The organism is Methanosarcina baltica (assembly GCF_055394095.1).
This window is the reverse complement of record NZ_AP042463.1, coordinates 3,566,017-3,593,009: the sequence shown is the minus strand read 5'-3', so window position 1 is coordinate 3,593,009 and position 26,993 is coordinate 3,566,017. Positions and strand designations below refer to the sequence as shown.

The 26,993-nt window shown below is 41.3% G+C and carries 21 protein-coding genes and 1 pseudogene; 7 read left to right on the top strand and 15 right to left on the bottom strand.

Annotation, left to right across the window (positions count from 1 at the left end):
* Positions 1 to 74: 74 nt before the first annotated feature.
* The 5 genes and pseudogenes from ACZ5QV_RS15580 to ACZ5QV_RS15560 form a co-directional block, all read right to left on the bottom strand.
* Positions 75 to 302: a hypothetical protein gene (locus ACZ5QV_RS15580; RefSeq protein WP_464600658.1), complete on the bottom strand. Its 228-nt coding sequence runs from the start codon at positions 300 to 302 to the stop codon at positions 75 to 77.
* Between the two features lie 29 nt (positions 303 to 331).
* Positions 332 to 2,038, bottom strand: coding sequence for an acetolactate synthase large subunit (locus tag ACZ5QV_RS15575; RefSeq protein ID WP_464600657.1), 1,707 nt, complete (start codon positions 2,036 to 2,038; stop codon positions 332 to 334).
* Between the two features lie 350 nt (positions 2,039 to 2,388).
* A pseudogene (gene iscB, locus ACZ5QV_RS15570) lies at positions 2,389 to 3,765 on the bottom strand (RNA-guided endonuclease IscB).
* Positions 3,766 to 3,932: 167 nt separating this feature from the next.
* Entirely contained in the window at positions 3,933 to 4,064 is a 132-nt protein-coding gene (locus ACZ5QV_RS15565; RefSeq protein ID WP_464600656.1) for a hypothetical protein, read from the bottom strand.
* 115 nt (positions 4,065 to 4,179) lie between these two features.
* On the bottom strand, positions 4,180 to 5,544 hold the full coding sequence (locus tag ACZ5QV_RS15560) for an NAD-dependent succinate-semialdehyde dehydrogenase (RefSeq protein ID WP_464602124.1): 1,365 nt from the start codon (positions 5,542 to 5,544) through the stop codon (positions 4,180 to 4,182).
* A 1,351-nt stretch (positions 5,545 to 6,895) separates the two neighbouring features.
* On the opposite strand from ACZ5QV_RS15560, the gene ACZ5QV_RS15555 reads away from it, so the two are divergent.
* The 3 genes from ACZ5QV_RS15555 to ACZ5QV_RS15545 all read left to right on the top strand — a co-directional run bounded on the left by ACZ5QV_RS15555 (position 6,896) and on the right by ACZ5QV_RS15545 (position 11,266).
* Positions 6,896 to 7,906, top strand: coding sequence for an AAA family ATPase (locus ACZ5QV_RS15555; RefSeq protein WP_464600655.1), 1,011 nt, complete (start codon positions 6,896 to 6,898; stop codon positions 7,904 to 7,906).
* A 1-nt stretch (position 7,907) separates the two neighbouring features.
* Positions 7,908 to 10,268 carry a S8 family peptidase gene (locus tag ACZ5QV_RS15550; protein WP_464600654.1) on the top strand — a complete coding sequence of 787 codons (2,361 nt, stop codon included), beginning with the start codon at positions 7,908 to 7,910 and terminating at the stop codon, positions 10,266 to 10,268.
* A 782-nt stretch (positions 10,269 to 11,050) separates the two neighbouring features.
* The gene (locus ACZ5QV_RS15545; protein WP_464600651.1) at positions 11,051 to 11,266 is read left to right on the top strand and encodes a type II toxin-antitoxin system HicB family antitoxin; all 216 of its coding nucleotides are present in this window, start codon (positions 11,051 to 11,053) and stop codon (positions 11,264 to 11,266) included.
* 429 nt (positions 11,267 to 11,695) lie between these two features.
* Here ACZ5QV_RS15545 and ACZ5QV_RS15540 read toward each other — a convergent pair whose 3' ends face one another.
* Entirely contained in the window at positions 11,696 to 12,796 is a 1,101-nt protein-coding gene (locus ACZ5QV_RS15540; protein WP_464600653.1) for a hypothetical protein, read from the bottom strand.
* Between the two features lie 58 nt (positions 12,797 to 12,854).
* Positions 12,855 to 14,219: a PEGA domain-containing protein gene (locus tag ACZ5QV_RS15535; protein WP_464600652.1), complete on the bottom strand. Its 1,365-nt coding sequence runs from the start codon at positions 14,217 to 14,219 to the stop codon at positions 12,855 to 12,857.
* Between the two features lie 870 nt (positions 14,220 to 15,089).
* Here ACZ5QV_RS15535 and ACZ5QV_RS15530 point away from each other — a divergent pair.
* The gene (locus ACZ5QV_RS15530) at positions 15,090 to 15,305 is read left to right on the top strand and encodes a type II toxin-antitoxin system HicB family antitoxin (RefSeq protein ID WP_464600651.1); all 216 of its coding nucleotides are present in this window, start codon (positions 15,090 to 15,092) and stop codon (positions 15,303 to 15,305) included.
* Between the two features lie 197 nt (positions 15,306 to 15,502).
* Here ACZ5QV_RS15530 and ACZ5QV_RS15525 read toward each other — a convergent pair whose 3' ends face one another.
* Positions 15,503 to 15,748, bottom strand: coding sequence for a hypothetical protein (locus ACZ5QV_RS15525; RefSeq protein ID WP_464600650.1), 246 nt, complete (start codon positions 15,746 to 15,748; stop codon positions 15,503 to 15,505).
* 676 nt (positions 15,749 to 16,424) lie between these two features.
* Between ACZ5QV_RS15525 and ACZ5QV_RS15520 the strand changes: the two genes are divergently transcribed.
* Positions 16,425 to 17,102 carry a potassium channel family protein gene (locus tag ACZ5QV_RS15520; protein ID WP_464600649.1) on the top strand — a complete coding sequence of 226 codons (678 nt, stop codon included), beginning with the start codon at positions 16,425 to 16,427 and terminating at the stop codon, positions 17,100 to 17,102.
* Between the two features lie 107 nt (positions 17,103 to 17,209).
* On the top strand, positions 17,210 to 17,920 hold the full coding sequence (locus tag ACZ5QV_RS15515) for an RAD55 family ATPase (RefSeq protein ID WP_464600648.1): 711 nt from the start codon (positions 17,210 to 17,212) through the stop codon (positions 17,918 to 17,920).
* Positions 17,921 to 17,960: 40 nt separating this feature from the next.
* Here the strand turns inward: ACZ5QV_RS15515 and ACZ5QV_RS15510 are convergent, their stop codons facing one another.
* The 4 genes from ACZ5QV_RS15510 to ACZ5QV_RS15495 form a co-directional block, all read right to left on the bottom strand.
* The gene (locus ACZ5QV_RS15510) at positions 17,961 to 19,724 is read right to left on the bottom strand and encodes a sensor histidine kinase (RefSeq protein WP_464600647.1); all 1,764 of its coding nucleotides are present in this window, start codon (positions 19,722 to 19,724) and stop codon (positions 17,961 to 17,963) included.
* 306 nt (positions 19,725 to 20,030) lie between these two features.
* Positions 20,031 to 21,236 (bottom strand): RNA-guided endonuclease IscB, encoded by a 1,206-nt coding sequence (gene iscB, locus ACZ5QV_RS15505; protein ID WP_464600646.1) that lies wholly within the window; start codon positions 21,234 to 21,236, stop codon positions 20,031 to 20,033.
* A gap of 300 nt (positions 21,237 to 21,536) precedes the next feature.
* A complete protein-coding gene (locus tag ACZ5QV_RS15500; RefSeq protein ID WP_464600645.1) occupies positions 21,537 to 22,562 on the bottom strand; it encodes a uroporphyrinogen decarboxylase family protein in 1,026 nt (341 codons plus the stop codon).
* Positions 22,563 to 22,579: 17 nt separating this feature from the next.
* The gene (locus tag ACZ5QV_RS15495; protein ID WP_464600644.1) at positions 22,580 to 22,864 is read right to left on the bottom strand and encodes a cobalamin-dependent protein; all 285 of its coding nucleotides are present in this window, start codon (positions 22,862 to 22,864) and stop codon (positions 22,580 to 22,582) included.
* 133 nt (positions 22,865 to 22,997) lie between these two features.
* Here ACZ5QV_RS15495 and tnpC point away from each other — a divergent pair, with 133 nt between their 5' ends.
* Entirely contained in the window at positions 22,998 to 24,581 is a 1,584-nt protein-coding gene (tnpC, locus tag ACZ5QV_RS15490; protein ID WP_464600643.1) for an IS66 family transposase, read from the top strand.
* Here the strand turns inward: tnpC and ACZ5QV_RS15485 are convergent.
* The 3 genes from ACZ5QV_RS15485 to ACZ5QV_RS15475 form a co-directional block, all read right to left on the bottom strand.
* Positions 24,545 to 24,928 (bottom strand): cobalamin B12-binding domain-containing protein, encoded by a 384-nt coding sequence (locus tag ACZ5QV_RS15485; protein ID WP_464600642.1) that lies wholly within the window; start codon positions 24,926 to 24,928, stop codon positions 24,545 to 24,547. The genes tnpC and ACZ5QV_RS15485 overlap by 37 nt on opposite strands.
* A gap of 124 nt (positions 24,929 to 25,052) precedes the next feature.
* Positions 25,053 to 25,901 (bottom strand): response regulator, encoded by an 849-nt coding sequence (locus tag ACZ5QV_RS15480; protein ID WP_464600641.1) that lies wholly within the window; start codon positions 25,899 to 25,901, stop codon positions 25,053 to 25,055.
* A gap of 209 nt (positions 25,902 to 26,110) precedes the next feature.
* Complete coding sequence (locus ACZ5QV_RS15475) at positions 26,111 to 26,833, bottom strand: ATPase domain-containing protein (protein WP_464600640.1); 723 nt, start codon at positions 26,831 to 26,833, stop codon at positions 26,111 to 26,113.
* Positions 26,834 to 26,993: the final 160 nt, after the last annotated feature.

Below are 26,993 nucleotides of genomic sequence, written 5' to 3'. Positions count from 1 at the left end.
TTTTTATATTTTTTATTCCGATTTAATGTGATTTCTTAAGAGTTCGTCAGCTGCTTCTTTACTCAAACCCCCTTTCATGACCACCAGTTTTCCTCGTTTGCTTTAATCCCCAAAACGCAGTGCTCCCGAAAAACAGGCCGGTAGTTCGTAAGGAGAACCAGGAACTCCGGGATATTGCAGCTCAACCGAGTCATGACGTTTAGCTCGAACTGCCCGGCCTGGGCCAACGCATGGGGGATTTTGGAGATGACCGTGGTGTTGAGCGGAGGCATGGAAACCAACACTCTCGATTCTTCCCCCAATTTGACCCCCATCCCCTTAATACTGAAACTCAGAGTTTACATACCAGGTTGCCGAGTTCGACTGAAAAGGTTTCGTAGTTCACGGAGTAATCAATCGGGCACTCGACCACAGTCACCTTGTTCAGGGCAAAGGCCATGTCAAGGACCTCTGCCAGGTCATCCCTTTCCTTCACCTGGAAACCCGGAGCTCCGAAACTTTCCGCCAAACGGGCGAAGTTCGGGTTCCCGTAATCAAGGGCGAAGGGCTCTAAATGCATTTTCTGCTGTTTCCACTTAATGAAGCCAAAGGCGTTGTCATTCAGGACCAGGACGACCACCGGAATCTTATAGCGGATGGCGGTTTCGAGTTCCTGGCAGTTCATGAGGAAACCTCCATCTCCGCAGACCGCAAGCACTTTCTTTTCCGGGTGCAGTATTTTAGCGGTCATGGCGGCGGACAGGCCTGCTCCCATGGTGGCGAGAGCGTTGTCGAGAAGCACGGTGTTGGGGGCATAGGTCTTGTAGTTGCGGGAAAACCAGAGTTTGTAGATCCCGTTATCGAGGGAGATAATGTCCTCCCGGTCCATGACCTTCCGGACGGCCTGCACGATTTCCTCCGGAAGGGCAGGGTAGCGTTTTTCGGCAGGGACGTTGATTTTGTCCTCCAGAATAGTCCTCATTTTCTCAAAGATCGGAAACTCCCGTTTTTGCAGGATCTGGTCCCCAAGGGCCCGGATTGTGGCTGCGACGTCTCCAATGATTTCCAGGTCCGGGTTGAAGTACCTGTCAGGTACGGATTCCATGAAGTCGATGTTTATGATCTGTTTGTTGAGGTCTTCGTTCCAGAGGTAGGGGGGATATTCCACGACGTCGTAGCCCAGGGTGATTATGAGGTCCGCTCTGTCAATTCCACAGTTCACGTAGTCGTGGGCGTGGATGCCGGTTGCAAAGAGGCTTCTGTTACAGTCGTCCGGGACCACGCCTTTTCCCATCTGGGTATGCACGAGGTAGATGCCGGTTTTTTCTGCAAAGCTCTCCAGTTCGGTGGCGATGGCTTTTCGGTTTGCCCCTGAGGAGACCAGGATCAAAGGATTTCTGGCTTTTCGTATGAGGGCCGCAGCCATTTCGACGGCCAGGGGGTTCGGGAGCGGGTATTCTATTCCGTTCCGTTTCTGGACTGTTGCGTCGGTTAACTCTTCGGCCACGTCTTCGGGAAGTTCGAGGTGGACCGCCCCGGGCCTTTCACTTTCGGCCAGTTTGAAGGCGTTCCTTATGACCGTGGGGATCACCCCGGGGTCGGCTATGGAGACCGCTTTTTTGCAGAGGGGTTCCATCATCCTGACAACGTCCACGAGCTGGAAGCGGGCCTGCCAGTTATCAACCAGGGCCTTCTGCCCTGAAATCGAGATGAAGGGAGCCCCTGTCAGCTGGGCCTGGGCAACTCCTGTCACAAGGTTCGTGGCCCCCGGCCCGAGCGTCGAAAAACAGACCCCCGCCTTTCCGGTTAGCCTCCCGTAGGCCGCAGCCATGAAGGCGGCTGCCTGCTCGTGCCGGGTTATGATTACGTTTATGCTGGACTTTCTGAGGGATTCAAGGAGGTCGAGGTTCTCCTCTCCCGGCAGCCCGAAGATGTGTTCCACCCCCTCTTCCTCAAGCTGGGCCACGAAGAGATCCGAGGCTTTCATGCTTTTTCCTTTCCCGGTTTCGATTTTTTCCGGCGGTTTTATTTCCTGCATTTTTTCAGGTTTTATAGTCATGGAACATCCTCCTGCATAATGTGTTACATTTGATGTATTCTTCATATACCACTGAGTGTCCTTTTTGCGTTTATCTCAAACAGCAGAAGACTCCTTCCTCGACAGTTCCGGCTTTGGCGGAACTGGCAGGTGGGAGATGAATGCGTCGAGACTACGGGGGCCGGATTCTATATTTTTTTAACGTGGTACTGATTGGCCTGCATTCCGCATTTTTAGGCGCATAAATGTCTCTTGATGTCGAATTATGCGCTTATATTTAAGCACATCATTCTTTTGGCTGTATTTTAAAATCGACATCTATTGAGGCCATAGATTTGTAAAAATGCTTATATGCGCTTAAAATTTGGGAACTAAGGTGATTGGTCAATCCAACAGAATCCTTTACCGTACTTTACAATTTTAACTTTTTGAATATTTACTACTTTGGATGATTTAATTGCTGAGGCTCGAAGTTTCACATACTTTCCGTAATTTTGTGCTCCAGCTACATAATATAGCTCTCCTTCGTACTCAACTAAATCCATTGGTTGAATAGGATAATGATTTTTCCTTATGCTGTACCTTCCTTTCTTTGTTTTCCTACCCCTATACACTCTCAAATTTTCCCCGTTAAGATTTTTGTTTCTGGTAGTTCTTCCTGAATTTAATTCCTGTCCGGTTTTTTGAGTGCCGTCCCTCAAATCAATATACTGCGCATCGTAAAATTTCGAGAGGCTTCTGTTATTTCTTCTTATTTGTAGTATTTCATGGGGAGCACATCGAGTCTGAGTTCCCCCTCCAGCAATACAAAAGGCATCGGTTGAATGAGTTTTCTCAAGATTAAGCTCGTACCTTTTTGCTTTTGTGACATATCCGAAAGTGTGCTCAACATCATACTTTTCTTTTAAAATATCCACGAGCTTCCAGCGTACTATATTCATGAATGTAGCATCTTTGAAGCCTCTTACCTTTGGTTTCCATGTTAAAAGGAATCCTTCATGATTTTCAGGGGTATGACACTGATTGCAGAGTGTAATCAGGTTATCAGGCCGATCAGAACCACTGTTACTTCTGTACTGGATATGATGCACTTGGAGCAAAGGCCGTTTTGATGTGTTTTTGCAGTCCGGGTTCTGGCAAGAGTATCCGTCTCTGTGCAAAATATAGGCCCGAACGTTATCGTAGCCTGCCTGTTCCCCCTCCTGATACTGTTTGCCTTCAATTTCCGGGTTTTTGATTTTTTGAATGTCGAAGTTCGTAACCTCGACAACGATTTTTGTTATGGGCAAGATTTCGGCAAGATCCTCTATTAATCTGATATGGCTTTCAAGCTTGTGTTTGATAGAAGGAGCTAACCAACCTTCCTAGTTGGTGTTTTTATTGTACCCAGGTTTCCTGTGTCTGATTTGGTTTCTTCGGTTTCCTCGGTACATTCTCCGTTCTTCGTTTCGCTCTGGCATTCCAGCAAGAAGTTTTACCTCTCCTGAAATAAGTTCTTCTTTTTCGGAAACTGCCGAAAATCCTATGTTAAGGAACCCAGTATCGATTCCTAGGGTTATTTCCTGAGTATTTTTTCCCGAAGGATAAAGAAGTTTGATCGTGAATGGATTCCTTTGTACCACTTCCGCACGTCCTTCTTTTAACAATATTCTAGCTTTTCGAGGGGTCGTGGGCATTAGTGGTTCTTTTTTGTTGTTAATAACAAAGACCTTCAAAAGTTTTGTCCTCCTTGATTGGAGTGGGTCCACATCGCCACTGTTATACTGGCTTGTTAATGACCTGAACACTTCCCCTACCTCTCAGGGATGTTTAATCCAGATCGAAATCTCCGAGAACGTGTGGAGTATCCTCGAATATCATGACCAGTATAACGAAAGGCTATTCAACTAGGGACTTGTCGAAACAAGCCCCCTCCTCAAAAACCTGAGCCGTTAGGCGAAGGTTTTAGGTGGGGGTAGTTGACTATCTTTAGTTTTTCAGATCCTATTTTCTGTAATTTTTCCTTCCCCTGCTCTGTTTCCTTCTTCAAAAATTCTGGAGTCTGCATATTTTCCCCTCTCCCTAGTTTCGTTTCGGCACCCGAGTTGCGCTTCGGGAGCACGCGGTCCGTTTCGCTCGCTTTGCGAGCTCAAGCGGACTAAAAAATTTTGATTGGACAACGATTATTTATTAATCACAACTGTCTTAATATTCACGAATTCCTTTATTCCGTAGTGGGAAAGTTCTCTTCCGACCCCGGACTTTTTGATTCCCCCGAAAGGCAGCCTGGGGTCGGACTTTACCATTCCGTTGACCGCTACAAAACCGGCTTTAATCTCTCCGGCAACTCTTTCGGCTCTCTCAAGGTCCTTTGACCAGACAGCTCCTCCGAGCCCGAATTCCGTGGAGTTTGCAACTTCCACGGCTTCTTCTTCGTCTCTGACGGTGATTATGGGGGCAATCGGCCCGAAGATTTCAAGGGAGCAGACCTTCATATCGGTTTTTGCGGCCGGGACGAGGGCCGGGCTGAAGAAGAAGCCTTTTTCGGGCAGAGCTTCGTGCACTTTCGGCTCGGCTCCTTTCTTTTTCGCGTCCTTCAGGACCTTTTCAAGCTCTCCCACGTATTCAGGTTTTGCCACGGGTCCGATGTCGGTTTCCTCGTCCAGGGGGTCTCCTACCTTAAGCTGCTGCATGTATTCGTCGAATCTGGCCGCAAAAACCCCGACGACCGGTTCCAGGACGATGAAACGCTTTGCTGCAATACAGCTCTGCCCGGCATTCATAAATCGAGATTTTACCGCCATTTGTGCGGCCGCGTCTATGTCGGCGTCCTCGAATACGATAAAGGGATCGGACCCGCCAAGTTCGAGCACGAGAGGCTTTATCCTTTTTCCGGCAAGCTCTCCTACGGCCGACCCGGCCCTGATGCTTCCGGTGAGGGATACGCCGTCTACGAGGTCCTCTTCGATTAGCTTCATGGCAGTTTTCGAGTCGATCAGGAGCGTCTTGAAAACGTTTTCAGGAAGCCCCACTTCCAGAAATACCTTTTCGATTTCCAGGGCCGAGCCCGGCACGTTTGAGGCGTGTTTGAGAAGACAGACGTTTCCGGCCGAGAGCGCAGGGATGATAAAGCGAAAGACCTGCCAGAAAGGAAAGTTCCAGGGCATAATCCCGAGGATGACGCCGAGAGGCTCAAAGCTTACATAACTCTTTTCGGCCCCGGTTTCGACGGTTTCGGACTTTAGAAATTCGGCCGCGTTTTCAGCGTAATAGTCACAGATCCAGGCACATTTTTCGATTTCGGCCAGGGACTCTTTTATGGGTTTTCCCATTTCTTTTGTTATGATTTCGGCGTAGATCCGCTCATTTTTCCTGAGGACTGAGGCAGCTCGAGCTATGTACCTGGCCCTCCCCTCCACCGACAGCGAACTCCAGCCCTCAAAAGCAAACCGGGATTTCTCTATTTCCTGTTCACATTCCTTAAAAGAAAGCGCATCGTATGCCCAGTTAAGTTCTTCAGTATAAGGATTAATGGACTTTATTTTCAGAATTATCCCCCTCTGTAATTAGGGGGTTTTTGTTATTATAATTAAGGGAAGGATAATAAGGAGGGGATTTCTCTAGGCGATTGGGTTCCCAAGACGGTTTACATTCTTTAGCTGGTAAAAATAATTATTTTACTATTATTTTTATGAGTTTAAAATTGTATGGATAAGTTTTGGAATATTAAAAGCACAATTAAATATAAATTATTGGCAAAAGTTTAAATATTTACTAAATTATTATGAAGAATGGTACAGTCATATTATATTCTTTACGTAAATATCTATACCCAATCTCTTGATCGGAGACAAAACCATAAATAATAGGTTTTGTCACATGAATTGTCCCAGCAATGAGTATAATATTAAGTGTAGTTTTTATATTAAGTGTAGTTTTTATATTAAGTGTAGTTTTTATATTAAGTGTAGTTTTTTGAGTAAATGACTAGATTGTGCGTAACTATTGCCGTTTTAGAAGTATGGTTAGGAATGAGTCAAATATAATATCAAGTATTTTTGTTTACCGTTCCTTAATCACGGAAAAACATGGAAGGACATGGAAACCAGCCTGAAGGCCGGTGAGTACGCCGGGATTTTAAATAATCAATTCAAAATCCATTGTGGAAAAAACGCCAGAGCAACCGTAATTACCGTCTTCTGGCCTTTATTTTCCCGTGCTTTCCCGTGACTTTCCGTGGTTTGAATACACACAACAAACATCTCCACCAACAAAAACACAGTATGTATGAGTATAAAGCAATTACCAAACTGAAAATCTGAATTATATTTTTACCATTCCTTAATGATTGCAAAAAATCGTTTATTTAAGGACTTATCACAAAACAACTTATTGTCATGTCAATTATGAACGGTCGTATAAAATCAATTACAATCATTTGCAATTGTCATATGCTTGATTGTTGACGCGACACTATGCATATTTCACTTGAACATATTGATTTTCAAGATCAAGATCGTCAATCGAAGTTACAATGAGTAAATAAGTTGTATAGGTTATTTCGTTGCGGGTCCTAAGTAAATTTTCAACATTTGTATATTTGATGTATACCTACACTTGCTGTCGATATCGTTATAAATTAGAAAGATTGTAATTTATGCCTTTACTTAAAGATGTAGTCAAATGATGATACTTCTAAAAACTAAATCGTGTTGTGCCAAACATGTATTGTCGCATATAATCAATTACAATAGTTCGTAATTATTCAACACTTGGTTGTTGAGAAGCGACAATATTTATAAATTAATTAGCAAAGATATAGTTCTTTTAAGTCTTCTTGCGATAAAACTAATTATCTGAATGAGTTTATAATATCTACTATTGAATAAGGTGTTTTCGATGAGAAGTGACCTATTAAAAAATATATTTCAGTCGTTTATCGAAAATGACAACGATCAATTTGTTAGAGTAGCGGCTGAAATTATTGAAGACGAAGAAAAAAAGAAACACCATTTGCTTGCAAAAGATTTGAAAAAGATTCTCTATTCAAAAAACCAGAATAAATTCAATTTAAACACAAATATTTCTAAAAGATATAAATCAAACATACCTATTCCAAGGGATAGTGACAAAGGTTTTCCTTTATTAGAAATTAAAGAAGGATATTTCAATTTAGATGATTTAATTTTAGATGCAAAAATAAAGAAAAAAATTGAAAATATTCCTAAAGAGATAAATTATCAAGAAATATTTTCAAGCTATGGTTTAAAGCCAAAGCAAAAATACCTTTTTTGTGGTCCACCTGGGACTGGAAAAACTTTAACGTCTTACTTAATTAGTTCTATGTTAAGTTATCCGTTAGTCTACATTAGATTTGACTCAATAGTATCTTCATTTTTGGGAGAAACTTCAACAAATTTGAGGAAAATTTTTGATTTTATAGACAAAGGTGAATGGGTAGTATTGTTTGATGAATTTGATGTAATTGGCAAAAAGAGGGATGATCCCTATGAGCATGGTGAAACTAAAAGAGTAGTTAATAACTTTATGCAAATGCTTGATAACTACAATGGTAGGAGCATAATAATCGCTGCTACAAATCACCAATACTTATTAGATACTGCAATATGGCGCAGGTTTGATGACGTACTGTATTTTGATATTCCAACTGAGGAATTAAGAACTCAGATTTTCAAAAAATATTTGCGCGTGATGAAAAAATCGAAAGATTTAGATATTTTAAAACTATCCAAACTTACGGAAGGATTTTCTCCAGCTGATATTTCTCAAGTATGTGAAGAATCTTTAAGAAGAACTATTTTACTGAATATCAATGAAATCAAGTTTGAAAATATATATTCAGTAATCGATGAACACAAAGAAAGAAAAAAAATAATTCGAAGTGATTAATGTGGTAGAATATTTAGGGCACCTCGACCTTCAACATATACCCGATGAGTTCATGCGTAGGAAAAATGGTGGTGGATTTGGATACAGTAGAGGTACTCGTGATAAAGAAGATTTTTACCGAAATATTTTGCAATCATTTGAAGATATTCATCAAAAACATGAAGAAGACAAAGAAAGGTATCAAGGATTTATTGACCCAAAATTAATTTTTAAAATAAATATAAATCAGAATGTTTCCGAAGATACCTTTAGAAATGAGCTTAAACGTGCTGGTATTGAAGTTATATCTCCTTCTCCTGACAACAAAGGTTATTGGATTGTTTTTGCTGATGATGAAAAAAGAGAAAATTTTAAAGGGAGACTTGAAAAATATGTACAGGATGACAAGTACAAATTTTTCGATGCTATAGATGAATTGAGATTAATTCCTCCTGAAGAAAAAATGGGGGAAAATCTACAAAAAAACCCATTTGATGAAAATGAATTATCTTATTTAGATGTTGAAATATGGAGAATGGAAGATAGTGAATTAAATAGTTTTCTATTACAGCTTAATCAAATGATTGAAAATAAAAATGGAAATATCTCTGATTTATTAACCACTAACAATTTTTGTCTTTTAAGAGTACATGTTAACTACAATTTGTATATAGATTTATTGTATTTAAGAGAAGTTGCTTATATTGATAGACCACCTAGAATTAAATTGGAAGCGTCACTAAATGCAGATATCGATGAATTTGAAATATATGATGAACCATCAGAAGATGCAAGTGGTATTTTAGTTATTGACTCGGGAATACTTTCAAATCATCCTCTTTTAAAAAATGCGGTAGGAGATGCAATTTCAGTATCTACAATAAATCATTCAAGTGTGTCTACTGATAATCCTTATGATGAAATCGGTCATGGCACCGAAGTAGCAGGAATAGCATTATATGGTGATTTACAAAAGTGTTTGGAAAACAATAATTTCAAACCTGAAACGTGGGTATTTTCTGCCAAAGTAATGTTCAAAGATGAAGATGGCTATGCTATCTATGATGAAAAAGAACTGCTAGAACACCAATTAGATGAAGCGGTTAGATCGATTGTAAATAGTTACTCAAATTGTAAAATTATAAATTTGTCAATTGGTGATACCACTAAGAGAATGATTGAAGGTAAAAGGCAATTTAAAATAGCAAGTTTGATAGATGATTTAGCTAAAGAGCTGAACGTTATTTTCGTGGTTTCAGCCGGAAATATTGCTGATGTTCCACTTGATGCGAATATTCCAGATTCATATCCTGATTACTTGATTGATGAAAGTACTGATTATTTCAAAATTACTGATCCAGCTACAGCTGCACTTGCATTAACGGTGGGGTCTGTATCAAAAAATAGGATTAGTACATTATTTGATGCCTACGAGAATTATCCATCTCCTGTGACTAGGGTTGGAATGGGATACAAAGGAATGATTAAACCCGAAATTGTCGAAAGTGGTGGGGGTGGATTTGGTGATGAGTCTAATATAATTACTACAAATAGGAATTGGATACAAGAAGGTAGACTTTTCACCTTAGTTTATGGGACTAGCTACAGTGCACCTAAAGTATCTAATCAGCTATCGAAATTAATAAACAAATACCCTGATAAGTCTCTAAATCTAATCAAAGCTTTACTTTTGTCTTCCACAAGTATACCCGAAAATAGACCTGAGTGTTTGTCAACAATAGACCTAAACTCTAGTGATTATGAATTAAAGAATCTCCTGAAGATTTATGGTTATGGAAAACCAGATTTTGAAAAAGCAATTTTTTCAGAATCAAGTCGTGTTCTTTTAATGAACGAGAATAAAATTAAGCTAAATCATTTTCACATATATCAGATATCAATTCCAGAAGATTTTGTAGATATACCAGGAGATAAAACATTGTCTGTTACACTGGTATTTGACCCACATACTAACAAAAATAGAATAGAATATCTTGGAACAAAATTCGAAACACATTTGTTCAGAAATGTAAATCTTGAAGACGTAATTCAATTATACAGTCCAGTTCAAATAGAAAATGAAGCGGAAGATATAGTTCCAAGTAAAATTCGAAACAAAGAAATCAAATTGAGTCCTGGAATCAATTTAAGGAAAAAGGGAGTTCACCAAAAAGGCATTAAACAGTATAGAGGGAAGCCTAAAATAGATGTCGAAAAACCATTAATATTAGTTGTGATATGCCAAGATGTATGGGTTAAAGACGAAAATTATGAACAGGATTATGCAGTAGTCGCAACAGTAGAGCATTCTAGTAGAATTGATCTTTACAACCAAATTAGGCTTAAAAATAGAGAAAGGTTGCCTTTAATATTGAGACGGTAACGTCAACAACAATTGAAATTATTTTATATTCATCCCACCGTTATTTATCAACCATAAAAAATCCAATGTGAATTTGATCTTATGGCATCATTATGGGGTTGGAAATGTCGAGTTTGGAGATCCAATTTTCAACTGAGTATTCGTCTTCAAGCTATCGTTTTTGTAACGATAAGTAGTTTTTGTATACAACTCATATTGTTGTACTACGGTTCCACTACAATATATTGCCACTCTGCAGTAAAAAATGCCATATTAGGCACGTAGAAGTAGAATGGGCTGCTATGGTGGGATTTTTGTGAGCCAAAAATCTAACCTTATTTTGACCCCATAGGTTTGAATCCGTTTTGCATTATACTCAAAAAAGATCACCCTTCAGTCGTTGAGGGCCCTTTTTTTCCTCTCCTCCGCAATTAACCCAGCCCCGCCAAAACAAAAATATCCGGCTCATAAATCCGGGCCAGGCGACTCCAAAAGCTTTTCGCCAAGACCGGCAAAATATATTTTTTCAGTTTTCCCGAGCTTTCCGGCCCTTCGTCCCCGTCGCCGGTTTTAAAAAATTTCGAATTTCACAGAAACCCGGACTTGAATATTGAACTCTCCATTTCCTCTCAAAAAACGGTGGCGTAAAAGTGTGCATCCGTTTCGCATCATTCTTGAAAAAAGCCGCCCTGATGAGCGTTGAGGATCCGTTTTTTTCTGAACCACAACTGTCAACAGAGGTTTAAATTCCCTTATTCAAATCAGTTTTAAATACTTATTGACCCAATAATGTTATGGTACAAATGGAAGGCAAGAGCTTGAATTACACGGTCCTGATCAAACAGGATGAGGACGGAATGTACATAGCAACAGTACCGGACATTTCCGGCTGTTATACACAGGGAAAAACTGTGGAACAGGCCATGGAGCGAGTTAGGGAAGCTATCCAGGTCTGTATTGAGGCCGAAGACCAGACCCGTTTTCCTTCTGGTTTTTTACGCTTCGAAGAAGGGGTTTGACATTCTGAATAAAAAATTAAAAACTTTGTCAGGAATAACACAAATTATCATTTTTTTCCGTGTGTTCCGTGTGTTCCGTGGTTTGAATCCGTTTTGCATCATACTCAAAAAGATCACTTTTCAGTCGTTGAGGGCTCGTTTTTTCCTCTCCTCCGCAATCAATCCTCCCCGGCCGGAATAAACATATCTCGAACAATTCACAAATCCGGGCCAGGCGACTCCAAAAGCCTTTCGCCAAGACCGGCCAAATATATTTTTTCAGTTTTTCCGAGCTTTCCGGCCCTTCGTCCCCGCCGCCGGTTTTAAAAAATTTTGAATTTCACAGAAACCCGGACTTGAATACTGAAATCTCCATTTCCTCTCAAAAAACGTGGCGTAAAAAGTATGCATCTTTTTTGTATCATATGATAGACATTCCTTTTCACCCTCTCAGCTTATTCGAAGAACGAATTCAAATAATTTTTCTTTGGTAATTGCAGTAACGGTAGGTATCAGGAATGAACTTATGAAAGTAAAAATCCCTTTAAGGTCAAACCTTCTATGTTTCAGACTTTTTATTTTTGCCTCTTCCTTTCCCAGAATATCCAGTATGAGTGATAAATTTTTTAATTCTACTCCATTTTCCTTATTTTTTAACCCTGAATTGAGTTCATTCAATCTTTCAAAAGTATTTCGATATTCGTTATCGATTCTTCTAAGTTCACATTCCATACTCTTATCAATTAGACTTATGATTACTTTCTCTGTTTGGAAAAAGAGAACAACTCCCAGAAATAGCAAACCGGCTAGAAAAATGATTTCATAAGAAATGATTGCTGTTGGAGAAATGAAAACAAGTACGCTTGCAGTTGGAGAAATGTAGGAAAGCATAGCAAGCGTTATGATTAGAAAATAATTAACTACAATAAATAGAATATAATTTCGAAGTGGCTGCAATCCACCACTTTGATCAATGTGGAAAACATCAGCTTTGAGATAATGTGCCTTATCAAGGACACTTACTATCAAAATCAGGTTGAAGACAATCCATACCACATTTGCCAGCAAGAAGAGCATCAGATATCCAAATATATTATTAACCACGTCGAGAAGGAGAGACCAAAACGTCGGCTCAAATAGATAAAAATAGGGAGGAATAGGACCCTCAGCAAATTTCCACTTAAAGAATTCGATAAGATCTAGCAGGATAAAAGGAATTAAAACCAGAATTATTATGAAATAATAATTTCCAGTTCTTTGGAATCTTTTGTCCACACAATCCCGGAAAACCATGAATTTTTTTTCCTGAAAAAGAGGCTCAAACTTTTTAAATACAGATTGCATGCTGGAAATGAAATATATAATCAATCCAAACTGGTAACCAATAACAATACTTGATGAAACTAAAACAAGAAAGGTTGGAAATTTAAGGGGAAAACACCGTATCTTGGTTGTAAAAAAAATCAAAATCAAAAAAATAATAATGGATATTCCAAAGGCTGTAAGTAAATAATTAGTGGATAATGTTCTCATGAATTTTTTGAGTCTCATGAAAATGATCCCTCTTGATCCCTCTTAATCAACCCACAAACCTAATTATTTATAGCTATTATACCTTTCTTTTTAAAACCAGAAACCAAAAGAGAAACGCTAAAATTGCAGTTATTAGCAAAAAGCCAGAAGCACCATTTTCTTCCTCTTCCTCTACTTCCTCTGCTTCCTCTACTTCCTCTATTTCCTCCACTTCCTCTACTTCCTCCACTTCCTCTACTTCCTCTACTTCCTCTACTTCCTCTACTTCCTCTACTTCCTCTACTACCACCGGAGACATATGTAGAATTATTTCTTTATCGTTGTCTCCAGATAAAAATTGAAAAGCATTTTCACACTTTTCATAGTCTTCCATTTTAAGGCACATTAAGTGGGGATCCGTATCTTCAATATAGATTGTTTTTGGAGTTTTACCCATATAATCTTCATCGATAAATATGTCAGCACCATTTGGATTGGAAATGACTTTTAACTTAAATTTACTAATGGATAATATAGGACTTGTTTCCTTTTTGTCATCCCCAGATTGAAATTGGAATTTTTCTTCGTAATTTTCATAATCTTCCATTTTAAGGCACATTAAGTGGGGATCCATATCTTCAATATAGATTGTTTTTGGAGTTTTACCCATATAATCGTCGTCAATAAATATGTCAGCTCCAGAAGGAGAAGAAGAAATAGTCATGGAAAAGTAGGGATAAACAAGTTCCACTTCCTCTAGTTCAAGCATCTCACCTAGAAAGTACATATAACTTAATGTATTGACAAATAGATCCTTTCCTGAGCTGGTCATACTCGAGGGGGAGGCCGTAAAACCCCATAGAAGGTACTTATCTTCTTCCAGAGTAATAGAATAATGGTTACTGTCGTCAGGTTCTCTTCCCAAGACGATGACATCTGATGGTATTGAAGGAAGGTAGATTCCTACATGACCTGTGGATGTATAAAGCTGAACTGTTTGATCATCTGCTATTTCTATTAAATTTGGTGTGTTAAGAATAATATCAGAGTCATCCACAACGTATATTCTGTTCTCATAGCCGTGCCACCCGTGAGGAGATCCTGTATCAAGGTTAAGCTGCCCAAAAAAAGAGTATCCACCTTCTCCAAGTCCCATAATGGGTTTCTCGGAACTCTTTATAGCCGAAACAAACTCTGAATCATCCCAGTAACCCGTATCAGGTCCAATGATGATCAAATTATACTCTGTAAAATCAACTTCATCCAGATACATCCGGGAAACCATAACTGTAGAATATCCATTTGAATCTAAGAGGGATTTAAAACTGCTCGCAGAGGAATTATCAGATGAGTATATAAATAGAATAGGTACAGAGTCATCAATTACAGCTTCAGATGGTGTAACGGTTATTATTAAAGCCAAGATTATTAAAAAAATTAATGTGGTTTTTCCAATCTTCAAGTAGATTTCCTCCTATTCAGATTAGAATTCGATAGGTCCACTACTAGGAAAATCAATTATACGATCTGTATTTATAAAAATGGATGAATTATTATATTATGTCATGAGAAATATACTTATGGAAACAAAGATTAGAAAAACAGCTTTCGACAAAAAAACTTGTAGAAACATCTCCCTTTTGAAAAATAAGATATCTATCAATTATTTTGAAAGAATTACACATTAGTTCCCATTTTTAAGCACATATAAGCATTTTTACAAACCTATGATCTCTCAATAGATACCGATTTTAAAATACGGCCAGAAGAATTATACGCTTAAATTTAAGTGCATAATTCGGCATCAAGAGATATTTATGCGCCTAAAAATGCGGAATGCAGGATTAAAATTTTAAGAATTCTACTAAAAACACTGCCGGGAAAGTATGCATATATTTTACAACCTTCTAGAAAAAGGCCGCTCTTTCAGGTTTGAGGACCCTTTTTTCCTAGATTCAGATCAACCCAGCCCCGCCAAAACAAAAATATCAAGTGCCCAAATCCGGGCCAGGCGACTCAAAAAGCTTTTCGCCAAGACCGGCCAAATATATTTTTTCTGTTTTCTCGAGCTTTCCGGCCCTTCGTCCCTGCCGCCGGTTTTAAAAAATTTCAAATATCACAGAAGCCCGGACTTGAATACTGAACTCTCTATTTCCTCTCAAAAAACGGTGGCGGAAAAGTATGCATCCGTTTTCCATCATTCTTGAAAAAAGCCGCCCTGATGAGCGTTGAGGATCCGTTTTTTTCTGAACCACAACTGTCAACAGAGGTTTAAATTCCCTTATTCAAATCAGTTTTAAATACTTATTGACCCAATAATGTTATGGTACAAATGGAAGGCAAGAGCTTGAATTACACGGTCCTGATCAAACAGGATGAGGACGGAATGTACATAGCAACAGTACCGGACATTTCCGGCTGTTATACACAGGGAAAAACTGTGGAACAGGCCATGGAGCGAGTTAGGGAAGCTATCCAGGTCTGTATTGAGGCCGAAGACCAGACCCGTTTTCCTTCTGGTTTTTTACGCTTCGAAGAAGGGGTTTGACATTCTGAATAAAAAATTAAAAACTTTGTCAGGAATAACACAAATTATCATTTTTTTCCGTGTGTTCCGTGTGTTCCGTGGTTTGAATTCGTTTTGCATCATTCTTAAAAAAGATCGCTCTTCAGTCGGTGAGGGGCCGTTTTTTCCTCTCTTCAGCAATCAATCCTACCCGGCCGGAATAATATATCTTGAACCGTTCAGAAACCCGGGCCAGGCGACTCAAAAAGCTTTTCGCCAAAACCGGCAAAATATATTTTCCCTGTTTTTCGAGCTTTCCGGGTTTTCAACGCCATGGGCCAGTTTTGATATGTCCTCTTCTCCACTTCGACCAGGGCTTCACTTTTTCGAATCAACCCCAATTCCCGGTAATCGTTCATGATTTCAAGAATAGAAGACGGCGCTCTCACCGGTCGCATCAGCGAGCGGCCTTTTCGTGATGACACACATAAAAAACTTGACTTCACAGAAACCCTGCGTTGGGTGCTGAAATTTCTTTTCCTCTCAAAAAACAGCAGCGTAAAAGTGTGCATCCGTTTCGCATCATTCTTGAGAAGGGCCGCCCTGATGGGCGTTGAGGGCCCGTTTTTCCTATATTCAGATCAGCCCTGTCCCGCCAAAACAAAAAGATCCGGCTCACAAACCCGGGCCAGGCGACTCAAAAGGCTTTTCGCCAAGACCGGCCAAATATATTTTTTCAGTTTTTTGAGGTTTCCGGCCCTTCAACTCCGCAGGCCGGTATTTTTATCAGTTCGCTTCTCAACTTCAGCCAGAACAACCTTAAATGATGTCTCACGTCATTCTTTTTTCCGTGTGTTCCGTGTGTTCCGTGGTTTGAATCCGTATTGCATCATACTCAAAAAGATCACTTTTCAGTCGTTGAGGGCCCGTTTTTTCCTCTCCTCAGCAATTAACCCTGTCCCGGTAAACCAAAAATATCCGGCTCAAAAACCCAGGCCAGGCGACTCAAAAGGCTTTTCGCCAAGACCGGCCAAATATATTTTTTCAGTTTTTCAGAGCTTGTCGGTCGGTTTTGAAAAATATAGTTAAAAACAAAGAAATGTTCGAAGAAACGACTATATAATTTCATAGACTAAAAGTTAATCAAGTTATGGTGAAAAAATGAATGCAAAAGGACATCTGATTGTACTCGGATACGGAGATGTCGGGAAAAGCGTTGTCAAGGTGCTCAAAAACGGGACTTTCCGTTTTGTTGTCGTTGACTCAAACGAAAAAGTTTTCGAATCCGTGGACTTCGAGCACATAGTAGGCAACGGGGCGGACGAGGACGTGCTCATTGCCGCAGGCGTGAAGACAGCGTCTTTTATTTTTGTGGTCCTGAACGATGACACGAACGTCATTTTTTCAACCCTTATAGCAAGAAGCCTGAACCCTGAGTCCACCATCGTTGCCAGGGCCAATTCCGTAAAGTCCATTGACAAGATCTACAGAGCCGGGGCCGATTACGTGGGTTCCCTCTCAATAGTAGCAGGGCAGATGCTGGCCAAAATGACTGCAAGCTGCGTGGGGAAAAGCTGTACAATCGATGAAGATATCATGCTCTACGAGGGCATCGAAATCGAAAAACACCACGTTGAAAAAGGCTCCCCTCTCGCGAGCCGCTCAGTAGAATATTTGAACCTTGAAAATTCAATCGGCTGCACCATAATCGGGATAGAGCGGGGTGGGCTTGTTATGACCAGGATTTCCAAAAAGACCCTTATCAAAGAAAGAGATACTATAGCGGTTGTGGGGAGCAGGAAACAGGTCTCAGAGTTTAAGAAAAAATATATTGAGTGAAAACTGGTCAAATTTCATACATCTTAAATATAGTAAATATTATATAAATAATGTATTACATGAACGCACGGCAAATAAAAAACACCTTTAATAAGGAGAATTAAAAAATGGAAAGTTTATCAACTGGCATAGAAGAACTGGACGTCCTGATCGACGGGGGGTATCCTAAAGGAAAAAGCATTCTGGTAACGGGCCCTCCCGGTTCCGGAAAGACCATTCTCGGGCTTCATTTCCTGCACAGGAGCTGTGAGAACGGCAAAAAATGCGTCCTTATCCTGACCAGGGAACTTACGGATGACGTGCTCCTCCAGTCAAAAGAGCTTGGGATGGACCTCGGGCCTTTCATGAATTCCGGACAACTCCTTATCAAGAACATATTCGAAGACAAGATCAATAAAATCAAAAGTTCCGCACGCTTTGGAAAAGGCCTCTGTTCCGTGGACATGGATATACTCGAGTACATAAGCTCTACCGCAGGCGGGGCTGATGTGGTTATCATCGACAACATTGGAATGATGGCCATTGACCACGATGCAAGGGAATTTGCGGATAAATTCAGTTCCATCAGCATTCTCCTCCTGAAAAGCGACTGTACAAGCCTTTTTATCATGGACGACGACTCCTATGCCCTCACCAATGGGCTTCCGGGTTCCATGGTTTTCGGTACCATGAAATTTATCGTAAAAGAAAACCTCAGTGCCGGCAGGACCAAACAGTATCTCTACATCCAGAAAATGCGCAACAAACCGGTGCCGATCAGATACTCCCTCTATATCCTTACTCAGGCAGGAATAAAAATAGTCAGCGGAATCCGGTAAGGTTCCAAGCTGTCAACTATCCCTCCTAAAATCTCCGATTTCAGGCGTCATCCTGTCTGGCACATTGCAATTTTATAACAAAAACTGTTCCCCGGGGCTGGTTATCCTCTACGGAAATACTCCCTCCGTAGCGGTAAATTACTTTTTTTACGATGTAGAGCCCGAGGCCAGTGTTCCCGGTATCCCCATATTTGAACCCTTCCTCAAAGATTTTTGTTTTTACCTCATCAGGGATGCCTATCCCGTAGTCTGCAATGCGGATTACGCAGTGCTTTTCTTCTCCCTTAATAAAGACGTCTATCTGTTCGCTTTTCCCGTGGGTTATGGCATTCCTTATTATATTGTCGAGGACGGAGGGGAAGGCCTCGTCCGCAAGGGCCCGGCAGCCACCTTCTACCCGGGTCCGGATAGAGTAATTTCTCAAAAGCTCCTCAGCAACCTCTTTTATATTGCAGGGATTCAGTTCACTCCCCTTTGAGACCAGGTTTTCGAGTTCTCCCATCTGCTGAATTATTTCCGCTCCCCGGTTAACCGCTTTAAGGGCCATTGGGATGTACTTTTCATTGGGCTTTTCCATGTAGAGTTCCAGGGCCATGCTGATCATGTTCAATTGATTATTTATGTCATGCCTCAGAGTCCTGTTTATGACCTTGAGGACATCCGCATACTGTGCCAGTACTTTTCTGGAACTCTTTATTTCAGAATAGCGGCGGGAATTGGAAATGACAAGCCCGCAGACCGTGGCAATGTCCAGGGCAAGGCTCAGGTACTGCTTGATGTATTGAGGATAAAGAATTTCCCGGAGCTCTATTATTCCGAGGGTTTCCCCGTTATTTCGGAGTTTCAGGGCAAAACCTGCTTTTTCTATAAGGTAGTTGGCTTCTGATTCCAGAAAAGCGGTTTCGGGCACTTCCAGAGTTTTACTCTCTGTCTCCGTTTCCACTTCCTTTTCTCTTTCAGTTTCTCTTTCAGTCTTTTTTTCAGCCCCTCTTTCCGGAGTCTCCTTTCCTCTATATCCGTGGACTTCCCCCGGTTTCCCGATCTTTCCGTCTTTTACGGAAAAATAAACAAGCTTTCCAGGGGCAAAGAGCATCTTAAAGATTTCAGTGATGCCTTCTATAGCTTTTATCTCATTTTCCGTATGCATCAGTTCCCTGAGCATTTCAAAAGCCATGGCATAAAAAGCGCTTTTTTCGGCTGCCTTTCTTTCTCTCTGTTCGAGTTTTTCATGCTTTCGGGAAATGATCAGGTTTTTGAGGAAGAGCCTGTAAAAGTCGAGGTCGGCCTCTTTCCTTCCGCAGGAAACTCCGAAAGTGGCGGAAAAGGCCTTTACTTTTCTTTCTATCTCCGGGTCCAGTCCCGTATCCACCAGCAGGACGGCCGGAGCCTCAAGAATTTCTTTTGTCTCCGCCGTTTCCACGTTTCTTTTTCTGTCCTCCAGAAGGGCATTGAGCATACCGGGAAGCAGCAGACAGGTCCCATCTCGAAGTTTTTTTCTTAAGGCAGAGGGGCCAAGAAATGCTCCGGCCAAATGTTCAAAACAGTGTGCCTGGACCCGTTCTTCGTATTCTCCGGGGATTTTAAGCTCTTTTCCACCGCAGAGCAGGAGGTATTCCATATACGTTTTACCGTTTTCCTCCTCCAGCAGTTTAAACAGGGTTTCCCATTTGGGATAGTTTCCGGGAAAGGTCCGGAGCCCTGGAGTCCGCTCTCCCAATTTTTTCTCAACTTCAAGTTCTTCAAGCACAGTTTCCGTTTCTGTCCGGAGAGTTTCCGGCACAATAAGACAGAGTTTTTCCCTCATACAAAAACCTCTTTTCAGCTCAGGCAGCAGGGGGGTCCCCATCCTCGACAGTTCCGGCTTTGGCGGAACTGGCAGGTGGGGGAGGAATGCGTTCAAACATTCACAGCCTGAATTAAAGTTGTACTGCTTGCTCTCATGCGTCTTCGGTTAAGTGAAGAATCGTGACAAATTGCTTCCATTTCTTCAACAGTTATCATAAGTTTCAATGTATTGTGGACTGGAACAAGGTATCGATTTCATGCAGAGAGGCCAAATTTAAGGCAGGCTTCTGGTACAAAATCGATAGCTATCAGGCAAGAAAATTCCTTAACCGATGACCAATGTGCTTGCTCTTAATCTGATGCAGTTTTTCTTAATATTGACACTTGTAGTTATCATGTTACCGAAAATATCACACAACGTGAAATATCCAGTTGATCTTTTGCCCCTGATAAAACCGGTCCCTTTTTCTGTTATTACAAGATCGAACTTCCTAAGGCCAAACACTTTTCCAGTAGGAATTTTTTTCTCTGATCGCTTACCCCTTGTTTGCTGGTAATCGCCTGCAGGGATGTGTTTTTTGTAGTAAACCGTATTATCCAACTTTACCGTTTTCCCATCCTCGCAGCAGATAGCAACAGCATCATTATAGTGGGTTTTTGGAAGTTTTAAAAACTGTTCTCTTTTGAACTTGGTCTCAAAACCAAAAGTTTCCTCAAACTCCCAGTCTGACTTTTTAAGCTGGCTTTTGATAATTCCCATGTCGGTTGCATGTTTGGTTTTTGATTGCTTTTTCTTTAACTCAAACTCTCCGGCATGGAGGGCCTGGTGGCAGGTTCGGCATAAAGTAATAAGGTTCTCTGGAGTATCGGGGCCTCCATTTGTCCTGAAAATAATGTGGTGACACTGTAAATGCTTATCCTTTGATTTACCTTTGCAGTGCTGGCATGTGTACCCGTCCCGGTCCAGTACGAAAGCCCTGGCGTTGTAGAAATCCTTCAGTGGACCTTCCTGATACTCAATACCTGAAACTTCCGGATTCGTTATTTTGTGAATGTCAAAGGAAGCCGTTTCGACCTTCCACTTCGTAACCGGTAAGATGGATTCCACAAAGTTCTTTTCTCTGATGTGAGATTCCAACTTACTCCTGATTGAAGGCGCAAGCCTTCCTTCTTTCCTCGAAGCTGCCCTATTATTGAACCTTGCGGGCCTGTACCTTGTTTTCCGGCCTCTACGGTTTCTTCGGTACATTCTCCTTTGATCCATCTTTTTAGAAACATCTTGCCTTAATTGAACTTCTGATTGATAGAGTACTTTTCCGTTAGCAATGGCCGCACAGCCAACAACTTTCGAGCCTGAGTCTATGCCTGCTATCACGGGCTGAGTGTACCCACTACTTCCGAAAAGCAGTTTAATCGTAAATGGCGTAGTTCTCAAAACCTTTGCCTTACCTTCCCTCAAAAGTTTTCTGGCCTTTGAAGGTTTATAGGGCATTAGTGGTTTTCCGTTCTGGTTTTTAATGTAAACTAACATAGAGTTCACCTCCATTTTTTGGAGTTATGCGTATTGGGGGCTATGGAGTCAACCCACCAAATCCGACTTCCTCTCGATCTGATACTGAAAGGTTTGTATGATGCAAGCACTGTCCCTACCTCTCAGGACTGTTTAACCAGCATCCTTAGAGCCTGAAACTGAGGCGGTATTCCAGGGTAACTATAATATTCTTTCGTATCGGCTGCCAGTATTACAAAGCTCCTTACTGGCGATCTGGTCAACCAGGGACTTGCCGAAACAAGCCCCTTACTCTAAAATCTTAGCCTGAAGGCTAAGATTTTAGGGAGGGGTAGTTGACGGATAGGTTCCCCATTTCCGGACAGCTTTTGAGATCTGCATAAGCACAGTTTCCGGGACCTGCCAGGGGATTTCACCGTGATTGTCCGAGAGGATGTAACCCCCGCCTTCAGCCGCTTTTTCTATAGCCTCTCTGACAGAAGCTTCAGCTTCGGCCGGCGTCCACCTGCACATTTCAATAGCGTTCAGATTTCCGAGGACTGCCAGCTGCTTCCCGCAGGTTTCCCTGATTTCCCCGAGGTCTTCAAAGGCACTTACGCCCACCATCGAGGTCCCGGTTTTTGCAAGGTCGGAAAGGACTGGCAGGCAGCGGCCGGAAGCCAGGTGGGTGGTGGTGGGTCCTTTTATCCGGGAATGGGTGCGTTTTGAGATCTCGAAACCTGTTTTCAGGTAGATTTCTCTGGGGATTATCGTGCTTGAGGCGAGCGGGTCAAAGTAGCAGATTGCCGCAGCTCCCGCTTCGAGCTGGGCGTTTGCCCATTCCACGCAGAAGCTTTCGTTTACTTCCATCAGTTTTTTGAAACTTTCAGGTGCCTCGTATATAAGGTCAAGATAGGGGGCAAAACCAAGTTGCATGACAGGCAGGGAAAAAGGAGACATAACAACCCCGATGATGGGAATTTCCTCTCCTGCTTTTTCTTTTAGCATTTCCGTGGTCTTCAGGACCATCCGGAGTTCGGGGGAGTCACCAACCGTTGGGGCTTCCAGGGTTTCGATTTCCTCAAAATTGCTAATTACGGGCCTTCCGGCATTTGCAGGTCCGTCTTCGTAAAATATGGCTTCTCCTCCCCAGGCCTCAAGTTCCAGAGCGGCATAATAAAAGGAGTTCAGGCAGTCGTGCCCGTAACGTTTTTGCATTTTAAGCTGGGCCTCTGCGACGTATTCGGGTCTTCTATAGTACTCTTTGATGGACACCCCGGTTTCCTTTGCCCCATGGGTGGTGAGCAAAAGGAAAAAAGGCACACAGTCGGGTTCTTCGAAGGAAAGGGTTGTAAGTACCCTATCCATAGGAGTCATCTCCTTTCTCATACGTTTCCCTCCGTCAGTTGCTTGATGGTGCCAATCAGTTCGGAAGTATTCGGGACCATTGCGTCGGCTCCGACATCTTTGTAAAGCAAAGGATCAAATTTGAAAGGGGCCCCACCCACTATAATTTTCGTCTTCATCCCTTCTTTTTCGAGCAGGCCTCTGAGTTCTCGAACCTTCGAGGTCAGGTTAAGCATGAGGATAGAGACGAGAAGCACATCTATTTTCTCTTCTTTGAGCTGTTCTACAAGTTTTTCGGGTTCTACGGATCCAAAATCTAGCAAATTGAAGCCTGCAGCGCAGAGAAATGGTATCTATTCAGCTACCTCTGTTTCTAACTTATATTTCGTATAAACTCAACAATTACTTTTTTCATATAGATTAATATAAAAATCATCGGATTTTGGAATGAGGTTTATGAAATGTGAAGAGATTCTTACTCAATGCCGTTCAGACCCTGAATCCATTGTTTCATATATTGAGGATCTTGAGTCTCGGTATGAAGATCTTGGATCTCGGTATGAAGATCTTGGATCTCGGTATGAAGATCTTGGATCTCGACACGAAGAGCTTGAATCTCGGTATGAAGATCTTGGATCTCGACACGAAGAGCTTGAATCTCGATATGAAAATCTTGAATCCGAAAACACCGAACTTCGAGAAAGACTTAATGAGTTAGAATCTCGCCTAAAAAAGAATAACCAAAACCAAAAAAGAAATCGACTTCCCTCTACTAACAATTCTACTGATAAAATACCTCAATCAAAAGGTTCACAAAAAGGAAGTTTTAGACGTCCTGGCGGCCAAAAAGGGCATCCTGGTTCTACATTAAGGATGATTAAAAATCCTGATAAAACAATCATTTATAAGCTACATAAATGTGAACATTGTGGTTGTAACATTGAGAAGATTGAAGTTATAAATTACGAGAAGAGACAAGAATTTGAAATAATTGTAAGGCGTAAAGTGACCGAACATCGTGCTGAGATCAAAAAATGTCCTTATTGTAACCGCAAAAACAAAGCTGCTTTTCCGAAATCAATTACAAAACCTGTCCAATATGGCAATATGGTTTTAACAATTGCAATTTACCTCCGAAACTACCAATTGATTCCCTATGACCGAATCAAGAAATTATTTAAAGATGCCTTTGGATTTGATATAAGCGTTGGTACAATAATTAGGGCAGAAAATAAGTTATTTCACAAGTTGAAAGGTGCTACAAACCACATCAAGAAGCAACTGATAAAAGAAAATGTCATCCATGGTGATGAAACTGGAATCGACGTTGGTGGTCAAGGGGAATACTGCCATTTAATCTCTACAAAAAAATATACATACTATTTCCATAATAGGAGTCGAGGATCAAAAGCAATGAATAAAATGGGAGTGTTGCCTAAATATAGAGGAATTATAGTCCACGATTTCTGGAAACCCTATTTTAAATACAAATGTGAACATGCGGCATGTAATGTCCACATTCAAAGAGAACTTAAAGACATTTATAACATATTCAAGCAAGTGTGGGCTGAGGAGATGTCTGATCTCCTATATGAAATTAAAAAATGCGCAGACTTTGCCAGAAAACAGGGCATACAAATAGATGAAGATACGCTCAAGACCTTTAAAGAAAAGTATCAGTCAATACTAATGAAAGGATTTGAGGACAATCCTCCACCTGAAATCTCGAAAGACAATGGGGTTAAAAGAGGAAGAAAAGCGCAGAGCGATGCAAAAAATCTCCTTGATAGACTTTCAAAGTATGAAAAAGAAATCTTGAGGTTTGCTACGGATCTAAGAGTTCCTTTCAGTAACAACCAAGCAGAAAGAGATCTCAGAATGATAACAGTTCAGCAAAAAATATCGGGAGATTTTAGGAAACCCCATGGAGCAGATGTTTTCTTTAGAATTAGGGGATACATATCTACACTAATAAAGAATAATATACCTACTATAAGTTCACTTCATGCGGCGATTGAAAATGTGCCACCCTTACCCTGAATAGATACGAGAAATGAAGATATCATGCGTTTCCCCAACAGGTGGTAATCTCCAAGGGTCGTTATTCCAAGTCCGGGACTGGTTATTCTTGCGGGGGAGTTTTTGGGGAGGAGTTTTTCCACAAGTTCTTCGGAAATTTTGCCTGCCATGTATTCCTGGGAAAGGGCTATTTCTCCGTTTTCCCATTTCTTCCCGAGATTTTCCAGGGCCGGAGCTATTATTTGTTCAATAATCTCAAAAGGAGTGCAGGTTTCCAGTTCCCTGCTTATCAGGTTTTGCGCTTCGAGCCTGTCAACCGAAAGCAAAGCTTCCTCGAGGTTTTGGGCCCTGGCCTCGTAGTTTTCCATTAATCAAGACCTATTTTAAAAATATATTTATAAATATTATATATATGTCTTACTTCTATACATATCAATTATAATATATAATTGTATAGATCTTCGGGTCCAACACTGTTCCGGGTTTTTAAAATTAGAGTCTTTTAATTCTGAAATCACAGCACTCGTTTCGGTTTCCAATTGTTGAAACGGTTTCGATTCCCCATTTTCCAGGCAGTTTCGAGGCCACACTTGATATAATTTTCCTGGTCAGGGTGCAGAGGATCGGGTTTCTCCTGGCTTCTTCCGTGCCCCAGGGGCAGAAGGTGCCGATTAGCCTGTATCCTTCTTCGTTTTCCTCGGCTGTGAAACTTCCTCCGAGCTGGTTCATTATGTCCGCACAGATTTTTCCGGCTTCGGGGAGGTCCAGTTCTTTTTCATCAAGCTGGTACATTTCAAGGACGGCTTTTTCAACCATACCTGTCATCTGGTTGATTACGATCTTTTTCTGTTCGGGGTGAAGGGGCTGGAGCAGGGTCGGAAGTATTGCCGTCAGAATTCTCCGGATTTTATTCTGGACCGCAAGGGCGTTTTTTTCGGCCACAAGCCTGTCTTGCAGGCATTTTACCCGCAGGAGGGATTTTACGCGGGTCCTGAGTTCCATACCATTTATAGGCTTTGTTAAAAAATCGTCAGCTCCGGCATCGATGCCCTTAATCCAGTCTTCACGTTCCTTAAGGGCCGTGAGCATAAGTACCGGAATTAACTGGGTTTTTATATCGTTTTTAAGAATTCTGCAAACTTCAAAGCCGTCTATTTCAGGCATCATGACGTCAAGCAGGACGATATCGGGGTCTTCATCCTTCACTTTTCGGAGGGCTTCTTTTCCGTTAAAGGCCATGGTCAACTCGTAGGGTTCTGTTTCGAGGAATGCCTCTATCAGTTCCGCGTTTTGTGGCAGGTCATCAACGATCAGAACTTTTGGAGTTATTTTTTTTTCCATACTGACTTCCTTCATAGTTTTCCCAAACCCACGATATTTTTTTAAAAGATCAAACGGTGAATTACCCCCACCTGTTAGCCTTTGGCTGTCGTGTTAAACCATAGGTTTAACAGGAGTTTCTAATTTACAATTAGAAACATCGAGGAAGGAGTCCTCTGCTATTTCAAGATAGAAACGTTTTTGCTATTGGGACGTTTTCCAAAAAAGTTTTATCCGATTATTTCAGAATTCCCGGATTCATCGATTTTTATTCCTTTGGAAGTTATTTCAAAAACGCTTGTGTAGGGAGATACCGGTGTGCTACGCATTTTTGGGATGTAGAGGTAGCGTTCCATTTTTCCGAGATAGGAATTTTCTTTTACCAGGAGCCGGATTGAGCCGTAGACCGAATACTCTGCAAGCTGGTTCGTCATGTTGTAAGATGCCTCGTCCATTATATAAAGGGCCGTACATCCTTTTTTTGTCAAAATATGGCTCAGGCCGTCAAATTCATCCCTGAGTTTTTTGGTCGAAAGGCGGATGGTGAACACCCCTATGTTATCGACAACAACGCAGTCCGTACCCTCAGGGACGAAGTCCGCAAGGTAAGGTAATTCGATCTCAAGGCCTTCGGCTTTGAAGCCATACCGGGTCTCCTCTATCTTTTCCGTGCGGCTTTCAAAGACCCGTTCAATGAGGAGTTGCCCGTTTTCATAATAAGGTCCGAGGTCATGCCCGAGCATCTGGGCCTGGTAAAGGATGTCTTCCGGGGTTTCTTCCGTTGCGATTAATACGCATTTTTTGCCTTCCTGGCAGGCCTGGTAGAGGAAGTGAATCCCGAAAATGGTTTTTCCGGATCCGGCAACGCCCGTTATCAGTATTACCCTGTTCCCCGGGTATCCGCCGCTTAATTTTGTGTCCAGTTCTTCTATGCCTGTTGAAACCCGTTCCATTTTTTATAACTTCCCTGTGTCAAATCTTAATTATACTGTATCCGGTTTTATAGCGTTGCTCACACAAGCGGATTAAAATATTCCATGTTTTACAATGTGATTTTTTATTAAATGCTGTTGTGATTATACTCATCCAGCTTTAAAATTCTGAATTTTTGCA